Origin of the sequence: Actinomadura terrae, from assembly GCF_022751215.1 — a bacterium.
Lineage (GTDB): Bacteria > Actinomycetota > Actinomycetes > Streptosporangiales > Streptosporangiaceae > Spirillospora > Spirillospora terrae.
The window spans coordinates 1,738,305-1,752,163 of the sequence record NZ_JAICDG010000002.1; the positions used below are offsets into that span (position 1 = coordinate 1,738,305).

A 13,859-nucleotide genomic window follows, 5' to 3' on the forward strand; every position below is an offset into this window, starting at 1 on the left:
CGCAGCCGTACCGCCGTCCTTTTCACGGTCGCCGGTTCAGGCGAAGATGTCGGAGACACGGGCGTGGTCCTCCTCGCTCAGCCGCAGGGCCATGGCGTCGTGAATCGCGCCCCATTGCGCGAACGTGCGCGGCGCGACGATCGGCGCCGTCACCGCCGGATGGTCGCGGAGCCACGCCAGCGCGAGCCCCGAGACGCTGGTCGAGAACTCCCACGCGATGTCGCGGAGCGCGGCGACCTTCGCCAGGTTCTCCGGCGAATGGAAGCCCTTGTAGTAGAGGTCTCCGGCGACCGCGATGCGGCTTCCGGCCTCGGGCGCGTTGCCGTCCAGATAGCGCTCGGAGAGCACACCGCCCGCGAGCGGGGAGAACGGCGTGTATCCGATTCCCTCGCCTTTCACCAGGGGAAGGAGTTCGGCCTCGTCCGTGCGGTCGAGCAGGTTCAGCCTGTTCTCCACCACGACGGGACGATGCAGTTTCCGCTTGTCCGCGATCCGCAGAATGCCCTCCAGCATTTCGCGGTCCACGTTGCTGACCCCGTAGGCGCGTATCTGCCCCGACTCCTGCGCGCGGCTGAACGCCTCGACGGTCTCCTCGACCGGCGTCACCGGGTCGGGGACGTGGGACAGGAACAGGTCCACGTGCCCGAGCCGCTCGATGCTGCGCGCCAGCCGCCTCTCGATGTGGCCCCGGGTCAGGTCCACGCCGCGCGACCCGTCCGGCCTGCTGATCAGGCCCACCTTCGTGGAGACGACCACGCCCTCGGGACGCCGGTCGTGCAGCCAGCGCCCGACGGTCTTCTCGCTCTCGCCGCCGCCGTAGGAGTCGGCCGTGTCGATCGTGTCGATGCCGAGGTCCCACGCCTCGTCCAGCCGCTTGAAGCCTTCTTCGGAGCTCAGCCCGTACGCGCGGGTGCTGGTGGACGCCCCGACGCCGCCGATGGAGCCGGCGCCGAAGACGAACTCGCTGATCCGGACCCCGGACGTGCCGAGGGGGAGCGTGCGCATGGTCCTTTCCTCTCTTCGGTGACGCGTGGTCAGTTGATCGTCGAGAGCGTCTCGACGGCGGCGGCGTGCAGCGCGGGCGCGGCGGCGAGGAAGTCCGGGCTGCCGGGGGTCCACGGCCGGCCGCGCGTGTCGGTGACGACGCCGCCCGCCTCCGCGACCAGCAGCGCGCCCGCGAGCAGGCCGGAGCGCACCCGGCTGAACTGCCAGAACACGTCCATCCGTCCGGCCGCGACGTGCACGAGCTGGAGCGTCGCGGGCACCGAGACCCGGATGACCAGGGCCTCGTTCAGCATCGCCCGGACCGACGCGCCGATGCGGGCGAAGTCCTCGGCGGTCTCCTCCGGGCTGGCCTGGCCGGTGCCGACGTACGCCCCGTCCAGCCGCCGCTTGGCGGAGGGGCGCAGCGGCGCGCCGTCGCGCCACGCGCCGCCCGACCGGACGGCGGTGTAGGTCTCGCCGCTCAGCGGCAGGTGCACGGCGGTGAGGACGGGGACGTTGTCGCGCACCAGCGTCGCGGTGACGCCCCAGTCGGTCATCCCGTGGACGTGGTTGACGTTGCCCTCCACGGGGTCGGTCACCCACCACTCGCCGTCCGGCAGCGGGCCGCCCTCCAGCTCGTCCTCGACCCAGCCGGCGCCCGGGCGCAGCCGCGCCAGCTCCGGCCGCAGGATCGCGAGCGACGCCTCGTCGTTGGCGTGGATCTCCGCCACGACCTCGTCGCGTCCGTCGAGGTGGACGACCTCGCTGAAGCGTCCGGCCAGGTACTCGCCGGCCGCCTGGACCGCCGCCGCGACCCGCTCCACGAGCGCCCGGTCGGCCTCGTACACGGCGGCCGTCTCGGCCGCCGCCGGTTGTCCGATCCGCATGTCCCACTCCTTCGTTCGGCTCGGTGAGCTCGACATTAGGAGCGGTCATAGCTGATGGCCAGTGCATGTTTGGTAGGCGTAGATTTACTCTGGTGCACTTGGATTTGAATCTGCTGACCGCGCTGGACGCGCTGCTGGAAGAGAACAGCGTCGCCGCCGCGGCCGAACGGCTGAACCTGTCCGCGCCCGCCATGAGCCGCACGCTCGGCCGGATCCGGCGCATCACCGGCGACCAGATCCTCGTCCGCACCGGCCGGACGATGATCCCGACACCGCACGCGCTGGCGATCCGCGGCGAGGTCCACGACCTCGTCCAGCGGGCGCGCGGCGTGCTGGAACCCGAACGCGAGCTGGACCTCGCGAGCCTGGCGCGCGTCTTCGCGGTGCGCGGGCACGACGCGGTCATGACGGCGATCGGCCCCGACCTGCTCGCCACCGTCCGCGAGGAGGCCCCCGGCGTCGCGGTCCGGCTGCTCGGCGAGGCGCCCGGCGACACGAGCGACCTGCGGCACGGACGCGTCGACCTGGAGATCGGCGCCGCCGAGCCCGACCAGCCCGAGATCACCCACGCGACCGTCGGGCACGACCGGCTCGTCGCGGTGCTCGGCCCCGGCCACCCGGCCGGGGAGGGCGAGTTGACGCCCGAGCGGTTCGCCGCGGCCGACCACGTCCTCGTGTCGCGGCGGGGCAGGCTCCGCGACCCCGTCGACCGCCTGCTGGAGGAGGCCGGGCTGCGCCGCCGCGTCGTCGCGTCCGTGCCGACGAGCACGGCGGCGCTGTACCTGGTAGCGCGGAGCGAGCTGGTCGTCGCGGTGCCCGAGCGCATGTGCCGCCCGACGCTGCGCATGCTCGGGCTCCGCACCCGGCCGCTGCCGTTCGACCTGCCGCCGGTGCCGATCGTCCTGGCCTGGCACCAGCGCTACGACAACGACCGGGCGCACGCGTGGCTGCGCGCCCGCATCCGCGAGGCGCTCGCCTTCTACGCCCGCGTCAGCGGGTGAGGCTCTCCCGGACGCGGCGCGCCGCCGTCACGAGGTTCCGCAGCGACGCCTCCGTCTCCGGGTAGGCGCGGGTCTTCAGCCCGCAGTCGGGGTTCACCCACAGCCGTCCGGGCTCCACGGCCCGCAGCGCGCGCCGCAGGTTCTCCTCCATCTCCTCCGCCGACGGGACGCGCGGCGAGTGGATGTCGTAGACGCCCGGCCCGATCCCGTTCGCGTACCCGGCGGCGCTCAGGTCGGCGACCAGCTCCATCCCCGACCGGGCCGCCTCGACGCTGGTCACGTCCGCGTCCAGCGCGCCGATCGCCTCGATGATCTCGCCGAACTCCGCGTAGCACATGTGCGTGTGGATCTGGGTGGCGTCCGCGACGCCCGAGGTCGCGAGCCGGAACGCGCCGATCGCCCAGTCGAAGTAGGCGTCCTGGTCGGCGCGGCGCAGCGGCCGCAGCTCGCGCAGCGCGGGCTCGTCGACCTGGATGATCCCGATCCCGGCGGCCTCCAGGTCGGCGACCTCCTCGCGCAGCGCCAGCGCGACCTGCCGGGCGGTGTCCGCGAGCGGCTGGTCGTCGCGCACGAACGACCAGGCCAGCATCGTCACCGGCCCGGTCAGCATGCCCTTCACCGGACGGTCCGTCAGCGACTGCGCGTAGGCCGCCCACTCGACCGTCATCGGCCGCGGCCGCGCGACGTCCCCGTGCAGGATCGGCGGCCGGACGCAGCGCGTCCCGTAGGACTGCACCCACCCGTGCCCGGTCGCGGCGTACCCGTCGAGCTGCTCGGCGAAGTACTGGACCATGTCGTTGCGCTCGGGCTCGCCGTGCACGAGCACGTCCAGCCCGAGCTCCTCCTGCAACGCGATGACCTGCGCGATCTCCTCGCGCATCGCCGCGGTGTAGGCATCGGCGGTGATCCGCCCCGCCCGCCGGTCGGCGCGGGCCCGGCGGATCCGCCCGGTCTGCGGGAACGACCCGATCGTGGTCGTCGCCAGCTCGGGCAGGCCGAGCGCGTCCCGCTGGGCGGCGAAGCGCGCGGCGCGATCGCCCCGGCGCGCCTCCGCGAGACCGCTCGCGAGCCCGTCCAGGCGTTCGCGGACGCGGGGGTCGGCCGCCGCTCGGGGCCGCTCGTCGACGTCGCCCGGGACGTGCTCGCGCAGCGCCCGCCCGAGCGCGACGACCTCGCCGACCTTCTGCCGGGCGAACGCGAGCCGCTCCCGGACGTCCGGCGCGAGCGCCTCCTCCGCGTCCAGGTCGAGCGGGACGTGCAGCAGCGAGCACGACGTGCTCACGACGACCCGGTCGCAGAGCCCGAGCAGCGCCGCGCAGGTCGCCCTGGCCCGGCGCCGGTCGGCGCACCACACGTTCCGGCCGTCCACGACGCCCGCGACGACGGTCGTGCGCGGCAGCCCGGCGACCGAGGCGAGCACGTCCAGGTTCTCCGGACCCGCGACGAAGTCCAGGCCGACGGCTTCGACGCGGGCCCCGGCCAGGGCGCGCAGCGACGCGGCGTCGACCGTCCCGAAGTAGGTGGCCACGAGCAGGCGCGGCCGGCTGGGCAGCGCGCCGAGCCGCCGGTAGACGCGGGCGAGCGCCGCGATCTCCTCATCGCTGCGGTCGGCGACCAGGGCGGGCTCGTCGAGCTGCACCCACGTGGCCCCCGCGCCCGACAGCCGTTCCAGCAGCTCCGCGTAGACCTCGACCAGGTCGTCCAGGAGATCGAGCGGGCGGAACCCGTCCGGCGCGTCCGGCGCGGGCTTGGCCAGCAGCAGGTAGGTCAGCGGCCCGACCAGCACCGGACGCGTCTCGACGCCGAGCTTCCTGGCCTCCCGGAACTCCGTGATCGGCTTGGCGGCGGGCCCGTCGGCCAGCCGGAACCGCGTGCCGGGCCCGATCTCCGGGACGATGAAGTGGTAGTTGGTGTCGAACCACTTGGTCATCTCCAGCGCCGGGACGTCCCGCGCGCCGCGCGCCATCGCGAAGTACCGGTCGAGGCCGGACAGGTGCCGGTAGCGGTCCGGGACGGCGTCGACCAGCACGCTCGTGTCGAGCACCTGGTCGTAGAACGAGAACGTGTTGGACGGGACCGCGTCGAGCCCGGCGTCGCGCAGCGTCCGCCACGTCCGGGCGCGCAGGTCGGCGCCGGTCTGCTCCAGGGCGGCGGCGTCGATGCGGCCCGCCCAGTAGTCCTCGGTGGCGAACTTCAGCTCGCGCCGCTCACCGATGCGCGGGTATCCGAGGATCGTCGTGTTCATGGCAGCTTCCCTCGCTGAGCCACAATGCGGAGACGCGAAGGGGAGACGGAGCGGTTCCGGGGGCGTGGGGGTCGCCCCCCACAAGACACCCGCCTGATGTGCGCGCCGCCGGCCCTCCCGCGAGGCCGCAGACCACCGCGCGCCGGGCGGCGCGCGGGTGGAGGCAGGTCTTCGGACTCGCGGGCGCCGCTTCCCTGAGGAAGCGTCCTACTGGCCGTCGCTTCCCAGGCCGCGTGGCCCAGTGCGTGTTGACGGCGGTCGTTCCCGCTCACCGCTGCGGGGCAGTCCCGGATTCGCACCGGGTTCCCTCTTGCGACGCTCGCCCCTGTGCGGGGCGGGCGAACCATCCACGAATCCGAGTCTAACCACACGCGGCGGGATCGCACCCTCGTTGACTTCGGGCCGGAGGGGACACAGGATCGACGCGATGGCTGAGCCGGTGCGGCTGCTGGTGGTGGGCAGCGTCAACATGGACCTGACGGTCACCGTCCCCCGGCTGCCCGGGTGCGGCGAGACCGTGCTGGGCTTCGAGGCGGTGCCCGGGCCCGGCGGGAAGGGCGCGAACCAGGCGGTCGCCGCGCGGCGGCTCGGCGCCGCCGTCCGCATGGCCGGGCTGGTGGGCGACGACGCGCACGGCGCGGAGCTGCGCGCGGCCCTCGCCGCCGAGGGCGTCGACGCGTCCGGCGTGGGCGTCGCCCCCGGGACCGCGACCGGCCTCGCGATGATCATGGTCAGACCGGACGGCGAGAACGCGATCGCGGTCGCGCCCGGTGCGAACGCGGCGCTCGGGCCCGGCGTGCGGGACGCGGTGGCGGACGCTGACGCGCTGTTGATGCAGCTGGAGATCCCGGTGGACGCGTGCGAGGCCGCCGCCGAGGAGGCGCGGCGGCGCGGCATGCTCGTGGTGCTGAACGCGGCGCCCGCGCCGCCGGTCGTGGACGCGCCGGTGGCCCGGTTGCTGCGGCTGGTGGACCTGCTGATCGTCAACGAGAGCGAGGCGGCCGCGCTGGGCGGGGACGGAGCCGCCGCCGAGCTGCGGCGGCTGGGCCCCGACCGGGTGGTCGTGACGCTCGGCGCGGACGGCGCCGCCGGGGCCGACACCGACGGGGAGTTCCGGGTCGCGGCGTTCCCCGTCCCGGCCGTCGATGCCGTCGGCGCGGGTGACGCCTTCTGCGCCGCGCTGACCGTCGGGGTCGCGGCGGGCCTGCCGCTGCGCGCGGCCGCGCGCCGGGCGTGCGCGGCGGGCGCCCTCGCGGTGACCCGGCGCGGCGCGCAGGGCTCGCTGCCCCGCACCGCCGACGTCGACGCCCTGCTCGACCGTAGTTGATCTTGATATGCTCGAAGGAGCCGTTCGCGCGCGTGACGTGGGCGCCGCTCCCGGCCCCCGCCACCGCCTGCCGGAGGGGGGACCGATGAGAGCGCTGCCCTACGTCCCCTTCGGTCCCGCCCTCGACGACCGGCCGCACGTGTTCGTCGACGGGCTCCGCACGCCGCGCACCGTCCTGGAGCTGAGCCACTGGCCGGGCAACCGCACCCCTTCCCATTTGAAGGACGACGTCAGTACGCAGTCCGTGCTGCGGCTGCTCGCGCTGCCCGAGGCCGAGCGCGAGGCCCTGCTCGGCGACGCGAGCGCAGTCACCTGCGACCACTACGACGTGGACGGCCTGCTCAGCGTCCTGTGCCTGACCAGCCCCGACTTCACCGCGCGGCACCGCGACCTGGTCGCGCGGACGGCGCTGTGCGGCGACTTCGACGTCCACACCGGCGACGCGCCCGTGCGCGCCTGCCTGGCGCTGCTGGCGGCCGAGCGCGAGATCAGCCGCGCGACGGAGTTCCGGTCGGTCGACCAGGCCACGACCGCGCTGTTCGCCGGGATGCTGGAGGTCGCCGAGGAGTGCCTGCTCGACCCGGGCGCGTGGCGCGACGGCTGGGCCGAGGAGTGGGACGACGTGGAACGTTCGATGCGCGCCGAGATCGAGATCGAGGAGCACGGCGACCTCGCGATCTTCGTCGACACCGCCGAGCCCCTGCACGAGTACGCCGTCCACGCGTGCACGGACGCGGGCCACGTGCTGCGGCTCCGCCCCGACGGGCGGCACAGCCTGCGCTTCCGCTACGAGAACTTCGTCGACTTGCAGACGCGGCGCCCCGGGCCGCGCGTCCGGGGCGATCTCCTGGCACGCGAACTCAACATGTTGGAACGTGACGGGACCTGGTTCTGCGAGTCCCCGGCTACCGCCACGCCGCTGCTCCAGCTGTACTCCGCCACCGAGGTCCCCGCGCCGAGCGGTCTCGGCATGGACGAGGCCCGCCGCGTCGTCCTCGCCTTCTTCGACGCCGCGCGCACGGACGAGTCGCTGCTGTGGCGCTCCCACGCGGGCTGGCTGGACGAGGCGCCCGGTACCCCGCCGTCCAAGGAGACCGCATGAGGGTGCCGGGGGCGCGCGACCGGCTGGCGGACGGGGGCGTCGTCCGGCTGGAGACCGAACGCGGGCCCTATGTCGCCCGGCTCGCCGGGGGACGGCCGGTGGTCCACGGCGCGCTGTGCCCGCATCGCGGCGGCCCGCTCGAAGACGCCTACCTGGTCGAGGGCATGCTGATCTGCTCCTGGCACCGCTCGACGTTCCGGGCCGCGGACGGCCGCGCGGTCTACGGCCCCGCCTGCGAAGACCTCGCCGTCGCCGCGGCGCGGTTCGACGGGGACGACCTGGTCGTCGACCTGCCGGGGGAGCCGTCCGGTGCCTGACCCGCTGGTGGCGCGGCTGGCGGGGCGCGCCGACCGCGCGGCGGCCGAGGGGGACCCGGCCTGGCTCGACCTCGTCCGCCGCTACGGGGAATGGGATCTGGCGGAGGCCGCCGAGGCGGCCGTCCGGATCCTGTGCTCGGCCGACCCCGCGACGGAGACGCGGGTGCACCGCGCGCTGCTGGCCCCGCCCCCCACCAGGCCCGATGCGGGACGCGTCGTCCGGCTGCTGCTGTGCTGCGCCGCCGCGTCCGACCTGCGGGACCTGTGCGGTCTGCCCGGCGAACCCGCGCTCGGCGACGTCGCGGTGATCGAGCCGCTCGCCCAGCTCCGCTGCTACGCCGACGACTTCCTCGACGGCCGCGACCCCGGCGCGGTGCTCGGCGGGGTGGCGGAGTGATCGGCCGGTGGCTGGACGTCCGCGCGCAGGGCCGGGCCGTCGCGCTGGGGCCGCTCGGCGTCCGCCCGCGCGGCGGCGTCGCGGCGGCGTTCGACGGCGACGCCCGGGAGCTGTTCGAGTTCCTGCTCGGGCTGCGCGTCGCGCTCCCGGTGACCGAGCGGGACGCGGCGATGCTCGGCGATCTGCTGGCCGTGCTGAACGTCCGGCTCGCCGCGCGGCTGAGCGTCGTCCGCGGCCCCGACGGCACGCCGACCGCCCACGACGAGCACCCGGCCGGGCTCCGCTGGACGGGCGCGGCGCGAGGTATCTCGGCCGCCGAGTACGCGCTGCTGGCGGGGCGGCCGCCACGGGAACGGTCCCGGCTCGGCGCGGACGCGCCGCTGGTCGTCCTGCCCACGGCGGGACGGGCCGCCGACGTCCGCGCCGCCCTCGCCGCGCACTGCGAGGTCATGCTGCGGAACGGGCACGGCGGCCTGCGGATCGTCGTCGCCGACGACGCGCCGACCCCGGAAGCGGCGCGTGAGTTGGACGCCGTCTGCGTCCAGGCGCGGCGCGAGTTCGGGTTCCGCGTGACGCGGTTCGGCGAGTGGAACGCGGACGGCCGCCCCGGCCCGAAACAGGTGTTCCGCCGCAGGATGACCGCCTCCGCCGACGCGGGCACGCGGGCCTGCGCCGACCGCACGTTCGCGCCCGGGCTGCCCGGCACCGCGAACGCGATCTTCGCCGCGTTCGCGGGGCACGACATCGTCTGGCTCGAACAGGACGCGACGCCCTGGGCCCCGACGACCCCCGCCCGCCCCGGCGGCGGCCCGCGCCCGTTCGTCGACGTCATGGACGGCGCGTCCGCGCGGGTCGAGCCGCAGCCGGTCGACGTCCCGCACGTGATCGACCGGCTCGCCCACACGGCGCCCCTGGAGGCCATGCCCTACGAGACCCACGCGGTCACCTACGAGGACACCGACTTCACCCATCTCGGCCCGGCCTCGTCCGGCAGCCACCCGCTCCCGGGAATGGTGCATTTCCACACCTGTGGACACCCCGACTTCCGGGCGCGGGCGAGCCACCACCTCGCGCTCGACCCCGCGACCCCGGAGCCCGCGCGGCGGAGCCTGCTGTCGGGCGGGCTGCCGATGCGCCGCCTGCTCGCCGACCCGCCGCCGACGGTGTCGCTGCGGCGCTGGACGTCGGCGTTCGGAACGGTCCTCGGGCTGCCCGCCCGCCGGACGCCCGGACCGCCGACGATGTGGGCGACCTCGGCGCGGCTGGTCGACATCGCGGTCGGCGACCTCATGGCGGCGCTCGGCGTCCCGGGCTGCGTCGCCGGGACGGGCCTGTGGCACGACCGCGGCGAGGTCACCGACTCGGGGCGCGGCGAGCTGTCGTCCTACCTGTTCCGCGAGGAGCTGCTGTGGCCGCTGCTGCACGCGTCCCGGGAGGCGCTCGGCGAGGTCGGCGCGGCGCCCGGCGACCCCGGATATCCCGGCTACCCGGGTTGGCTGCGCGCCGCCGGTGACGCCGTGGCCGGACGCGCCGGCCTCGGCGGCCTCGTCCCGCCCGCGCTCGGGCACGCCCTGTGGGCGGAGCTGCGCGCCGACGTCCGCCGGGCGCGCCGGTCGCCGCACGCGGAGATCCGCGCCTACGGCGACGCCCTCGCCGAGCGGGCGGGGGAGTCCCTCCAGGGAACCTGGCGCGAGTACCACGCGCGGATGGAGACGGCGGCGGTGGCGGAGCTGGTCCACTACGGCGACCAGCTCCGGTTCTGGGCGTCGCTCGTCGAGCGGGGCGCGGATGACGGAGCCGCGAGGGACGATCGGATCGAGAATGTGGGGACGGTGCCGCGATGAGCGCTGACATGCCCGGACCGGCGCGGGTGCTGGTGGTCAGCCCGCACCGCGACGACGAGACGATCGGCTGCGGCGGGACGATCAGCCGGCACGCCGACCGGGGCGACGCCGTCCACGTCGTCCATCTGACCGGGCACGGCGGCGCGAGCCTCGCGGAGGCGCGGGAGGCCGGGCGGCGGCTCGGCGTCGCGGGCATCTCCACGCTGTCGGCGCCCGAGACGCAGCTCACCGCCGACCGGGCGCTGCTGACCGAGCTCGTCGCGGTGTTCCGCGAGGTCCGTCCCGGCGTCGTCTACGCGCCGCACGCGGACGAGGACGATCCGGCGCACCGCGTGGCGGCCGAGCTGGCCCGCGAGGCCCGCTGGATCTCGGCCTACCCGATCCTGCCGGACGCGGGGCCCGCGCTGGCGGAGCCGCCCGCCGTCCTCTACGAGTTCGAGGTGTGGACGCCGATGGCGCGCCCGTCGGTCTTCGTCGACATCACCGCCGTCCGCGACCGGAAGGTCGACGCGCTGACCGCCTACGCCTCGCAGCTCGCGCACAACGAGTGGATCGACGGGGCGCTGGGTCTCAACCGGTACCGGGGCGTGACGTCGGGGCACGGCGAGTTCGTCGAAGCGTTCACCGCCGTCCGTACGACCCACGTCAGTTTCGGACAGTAATCCCCGCTGGTCACGCACCAGGAATGGTGGCCATGAATGGCCGCGAACAGGGACGTATCGGGCAGAGGGTTGACGTCGGAAGATCTGATAGTAAAGTTTCCTATAAGAAGGTCGCTCCGCGCCCCGCCCCCCGCCCTGCTCCACACGCGGACCGCCCCGCCGCGTGCACACCCCCGAAGGACGTGATCAGGTGCGCCGAATCCTGACACCGCTCGCCGCGCTGTCGCTCGCGGCCGGAATGCAGATGGCCGTCCCGCAGCTGGCATCGGCCGCCGCCGTGCAATGCGCGACCCCCTGGAACTCCTCGTCCGTCTACACCGGCGGCGCCGGCGTCTCCTACAACGGCCACAACTGGAAGGCCAAATGGTGGACGCAGAACCAGGCCCCCGGCCAGGACTCCGTCTGGGCCGACCAGGGAGCCTGCGGCGGAACGCAGGAACCGGAACCCCCGCAGACGGGTGACTTCGTGGTCAGCCAGGCGCAGTTCGAGCAGATGTTCCCGAGCCGCAATTCCTTCTACACCTACAGCGGCCTGACCGCGGCGATCAAGGCATATCCCGCGTTCGCCGGAACCGGCAGCGACACGGTCAAGAAGCAGGAGGCCGCGGCCTTCCTCGCCAACGTGAACCACGAGACCGGCGGCCTCGTCTACATCGTCGAGCAGAACACCGGGAACTACCCGCACTACTGCGACAAGAGCCAGCCCTACGGCTGCCCCGCGGGCCAGGCCGCCTACTACGGCCGCGGCCCCATCCAGCTCAGCTGGAACTTCAACTACAAGGCGGCCGGCGACGCCCTCGGCATCGACCTGCTGAACAATCCCTATCTGGTGGAGCGGGACGCGGCGGTGGCCTGGAAGACCGCGCTCTGGTACTGGATGACCCAGAACGGCCCCGGCACGATGACCCCGCACGCGGCGATGGTCAACGGCCGCGGCTTCGGTGAGACGATCCGCAGCATCAACGGCGGCCTGGAATGCAACGGCGGAAATCCGGGCCAGGTGGAGAGCAGGGTGAACGCCTACAAGAAGTTCACCCAGCTATTGAACGTCCCGCCGGGCGACAACCTGTACTGCTGACCACAGGCAGACGGGATTAACCGTTCCCGGTGGCGGACTCCTCGTCCGCCACCGGGAACTGTTTTTCCAGCCTTCAGCCGGTCATTTCGGGTTGGCCGTGCAGCCGCGGCGCCGATTCGGCGGCCACCGCCATGGCGGCGCGGACGAACGCGGCGACGGCCCGGGAACGGGAGTCCCGCGGCCAGGCGATGTGGAGTTCGGACGGCGTCAGGTCCTCGACCCTCCGGTAGGCGACGCCGGAGCGCGGGTAGCGCCGGGCGACCGAGACGGGCAGGAACCAGATGATGTCGCCCAGCTCGACCAGGTTGAAGATCTGCGCGAGGTCCCACGAGCGGGCCCCGGGCGGCGGCCCCACCTCGGCCCCCTCCCGCACGGTGCCGGACGGGCGGTGCTCCATGTCCGCGAACGTCCCGTCGGGGAGCGACCGGCCCGCGAGGTCGGCCAGGCGCAGCGACGTGCGGGCGGCCAGCGGGTCGCCCGCCGCCATCGCGACGAGGCGGGGCTCGGTCAGCAGCGGCTCGGAGTCCAGGCCGAGGCGGTCGAAGGCGGCGGGCAGGATCGCGACGTCCGCGCGGCCGTCGCGCAGCGCGGGGTCCTGGTCGCCGCGCCCGCCCAGCATCAGCTCCACCGGCAGCGCCGCCTCGTCCTCCTGGAAGGCGGCGAGGATCTGGGGCAGCAGCCCGGCGTCGTAGTCGGCCTTGAGCGCGAGGCGCAGGCTCGGCGCCGGGCGCCCGGCGTTGCGGGCGCGCCGGTCGGCCGCCGCGACCGCGTCGAGCGCGGTCCGGGCGTCGCGGAGCAGCACCTCCCCGGCGGGGGTGAGCGCCACGGCGCGCGTGGTGCGCTCCAGCAGCCGCACGTCGAGCTGGCGCTCCAGCGTCCGGATCGCGCGGGACAGCGGCGGCTGCGCCATGCCGAGCCGGTCGGCCGCGCGCCCGAAGTGCAGTTCCTCGGCGACGGCGACGAAGTAGCGGAGCTGCCGCACCTCCAGATCACTCATATCCGCAGGGTATCAATCGCGATCGCATCGGTCCTTCAGATCGGATCGGCCGCCGGGTTGACTGGCGTTGCCATTCCAGAGCGATGGCGATTGAAAAGTGGAAATTCCCCTCGGAGGTAATAGTGATCGTCGTGACGACGCCGACCGGCCAGATCGGACGGCGGCTCACCGAGCTTCTCCTTTCCGCCGGCGAACCGGTGCGCGTGATCGTGCGCGACCCGTCCCGCCTTTCTCCGCAGGTCCGCGACCGTGTCGAGGTCGTGGCGGGCTCGCACGGCGACCCCGATGCCGTCGATCGGGCGTTCGCGGGCGCCGATTCGGTGTTCTGGCTCGTGCCGCCGGACTATCGCGCGAAAAGCCTCGACGCCGCATATCTGGATTTCACCCGTCCGGCGTGCGAGGCGATTGTGAGCCGGGGCGTCCGGCGCGTGGTCGGGGTGTCGGCCCTCGGCCGCGGCTTCCCCGGCAGGGCCGGGCTCGTGTCGGCCTCACTGGCGATGGACGAGCTGATCGCCGCCACCGGCGTCGCCTACCGCGCGCTCGCGATGCCCTCGTTCATGGACAACCTGCTCCGCGACGCGAAGTCGATCGGCGGCCAGGGCGTGTTCTCGGGGATGACGCTGGGCGACCGCAAGGTCCCGGCCTGCGCCACCCGCGACATCGCCGCCGTCGCCGCCCGGCTGCTGCGCGACACCACCTGGACCGGCACCGAGGACGTCCCCGTCCTCGGCCCCGAGGACCTGACCATGCACGACATGGCGCGGATCATGTCCGAGGTGCTGGGGCGGCCCGTCCGCTACGAGCAGGTCACGGCCGAGACGTTCCGCGCCGGGCTGCTCGCGCACGGGATGTCCGAGGCGATGGCCGAGGGCATGGTCGAGATGATGGAGGCCAAGAACGCGGGCCTGGACAACGCCGCGCCGCGCACGCCCGGCTCGTCCACCCCGACGAGCTTCCGCGAGTGGTGCGGGGAGGTTCTCAAGCCGGCCGTGGAAGGTGTCGGTGCCCGGTCGTAATG

13 protein-coding genes and 1 riboswitch are annotated in these 13,859 nt (G+C 74.2%); of the genes, 9 read left to right on the forward strand and 4 right to left on the reverse strand.

Features of this window, described 5'->3' with window-relative positions:
• Positions 1 to 36 precede the first annotated feature (36 nt).
• Positions 37 to 1,005 (reverse strand): aldo/keto reductase, encoded by a 969-nt coding sequence (locus K2F47_RS17935; RefSeq protein WP_242904874.1) that lies wholly within the window; start codon positions 1,003 to 1,005, stop codon positions 37 to 39.
• A gap of 29 nt (positions 1,006 to 1,034) precedes the next feature.
• The gene (locus K2F47_RS17940; RefSeq protein ID WP_242904876.1) at positions 1,035 to 1,871 is read right to left on the reverse strand and encodes an inositol monophosphatase family protein; all 837 of its coding nucleotides are present in this window, start codon (positions 1,869 to 1,871) and stop codon (positions 1,035 to 1,037) included.
• Positions 1,872 to 1,969: 98 nt separating this feature from the next.
• On the opposite strand from K2F47_RS17940, the gene K2F47_RS17945 reads away from it, so the two are divergent.
• On the forward strand, positions 1,970 to 2,872 hold the full coding sequence (locus K2F47_RS17945) for a LysR family transcriptional regulator (protein WP_242904878.1): 903 nt from the start codon (positions 1,970 to 1,972) through the stop codon (positions 2,870 to 2,872).
• On the opposite strand, the gene metE is transcribed toward K2F47_RS17945, so the two are convergent.
• Positions 2,862 to 5,117, reverse strand: a complete 2,256-nt coding sequence (metE, locus tag K2F47_RS17950) for a 5-methyltetrahydropteroyltriglutamate--homocysteine S-methyltransferase (RefSeq protein ID WP_242904880.1) — start codon at positions 5,115 to 5,117, stop codon at positions 2,862 to 2,864. The two genes, K2F47_RS17945 and metE, sit on opposite strands and share 11 nt — an antisense overlap.
• A 145-nt stretch (positions 5,118 to 5,262) precedes the next feature.
• A riboswitch (cobalamin riboswitch) is annotated at positions 5,263 to 5,481 on the reverse strand.
• A gap of 63 nt (positions 5,482 to 5,544) precedes the next feature.
• On the opposite strand from metE, the gene K2F47_RS17955 reads away from it, so the two are divergent.
• The 7 genes from K2F47_RS17955 (at position 5,545) to K2F47_RS17985 (ending at position 11,844) form a co-directional block, all read left to right on the forward strand.
• Complete coding sequence (locus K2F47_RS17955; RefSeq protein WP_242904882.1) at positions 5,545 to 6,444, forward strand: ribokinase; 900 nt, start codon at positions 5,545 to 5,547, stop codon at positions 6,442 to 6,444.
• Between the two features lie 85 nt (positions 6,445 to 6,529).
• Entirely contained in the window at positions 6,530 to 7,546 is a 1,017-nt protein-coding gene (locus tag K2F47_RS17960) for a DUF6687 family protein (protein ID WP_242904884.1), read from the forward strand.
• Positions 7,543 to 7,863, forward strand: a complete 321-nt coding sequence (locus K2F47_RS17965) for a Rieske (2Fe-2S) protein (protein WP_242904885.1) — start codon at positions 7,543 to 7,545, stop codon at positions 7,861 to 7,863. The genes K2F47_RS17960 and K2F47_RS17965 overlap by 4 nt, the downstream gene beginning before the upstream one ends.
• Entirely contained in the window at positions 7,856 to 8,260 is a 405-nt protein-coding gene (locus K2F47_RS17970; RefSeq protein ID WP_242904888.1) for a hypothetical protein, read from the forward strand. The genes K2F47_RS17965 and K2F47_RS17970 overlap by 8 nt, the downstream gene beginning before the upstream one ends.
• Positions 8,257 to 10,104 (forward strand): hypothetical protein, encoded by a 1,848-nt coding sequence (locus K2F47_RS17975; protein WP_242904889.1) that lies wholly within the window; start codon positions 8,257 to 8,259, stop codon positions 10,102 to 10,104. The genes K2F47_RS17970 and K2F47_RS17975 overlap by 4 nt, the downstream gene beginning before the upstream one ends.
• Positions 10,101 to 10,766 (forward strand): PIG-L deacetylase family protein, encoded by a 666-nt coding sequence (locus tag K2F47_RS17980; RefSeq protein WP_242904891.1) that lies wholly within the window; start codon positions 10,101 to 10,103, stop codon positions 10,764 to 10,766. Before K2F47_RS17975 ends, K2F47_RS17980 begins: the two co-directional genes overlap by 4 nt.
• Positions 10,767 to 10,956: 190 nt before the next feature.
• Positions 10,957 to 11,844 (forward strand): glycoside hydrolase family 19 protein, encoded by an 888-nt coding sequence (locus K2F47_RS17985; RefSeq protein WP_242904893.1) that lies wholly within the window; start codon positions 10,957 to 10,959, stop codon positions 11,842 to 11,844.
• A gap of 73 nt (positions 11,845 to 11,917) precedes the next feature.
• Here the strand turns inward: K2F47_RS17985 and K2F47_RS17990 are convergent, their stop codons facing one another.
• Entirely contained in the window at positions 11,918 to 12,841 is a 924-nt protein-coding gene (locus tag K2F47_RS17990) for a LysR family transcriptional regulator (protein ID WP_242904895.1), read from the reverse strand.
• A 131-nt stretch (positions 12,842 to 12,972) separates the two neighbouring features.
• On the opposite strand from K2F47_RS17990, the gene K2F47_RS17995 reads away from it, so the two are divergent.
• Complete coding sequence (locus K2F47_RS17995) at positions 12,973 to 13,857, forward strand: NAD(P)H-binding protein (RefSeq protein ID WP_242904897.1); 885 nt, start codon at positions 12,973 to 12,975, stop codon at positions 13,855 to 13,857.
• The last annotated feature ends 2 nt before the right edge of the window (positions 13,858 to 13,859 follow it).

Bases quoted from the DNA above. Each gene is read 5' to 3' on its own strand.
- K2F47_RS17935 (WP_242904874.1), bottom strand. From the start codon at position 1,005: ATGCGCACGCTCCCCCTCGGCACGTCCGGGGTCCGGATCAGCGAGTTC.
- K2F47_RS17940 (WP_242904876.1), bottom strand. From the start codon at position 1,871: ATGCGGATCGGACAACCGGCGGCGGCCGAGACGGCCGCCGTGTACGAG.
- metE (WP_242904880.1), bottom strand. From the start codon at position 5,117: ATGAACACGACGATCCTCGGATACCCGCGCATCGGTGAGCGGCGCGAG.
- K2F47_RS17955 (WP_242904882.1), top strand. From the start codon at position 5,545: ATGGCTGAGCCGGTGCGGCTGCTGGTGGTGGGCAGCGTCAACATGGAC.
- K2F47_RS17960 (WP_242904884.1), top strand. From the start codon at position 6,530: ATGAGAGCGCTGCCCTACGTCCCCTTCGGTCCCGCCCTCGACGACCGG.
- K2F47_RS17965 (WP_242904885.1), top strand. From the start codon at position 7,543: ATGAGGGTGCCGGGGGCGCGCGACCGGCTGGCGGACGGGGGCGTCGTC.
- K2F47_RS17980 (WP_242904891.1), top strand. From the start codon at position 10,101: ATGAGCGCTGACATGCCCGGACCGGCGCGGGTGCTGGTGGTCAGCCCG.
- K2F47_RS17990 (WP_242904895.1), bottom strand. From the start codon at position 12,841: ATGAGTGATCTGGAGGTGCGGCAGCTCCGCTACTTCGTCGCCGTCGCC.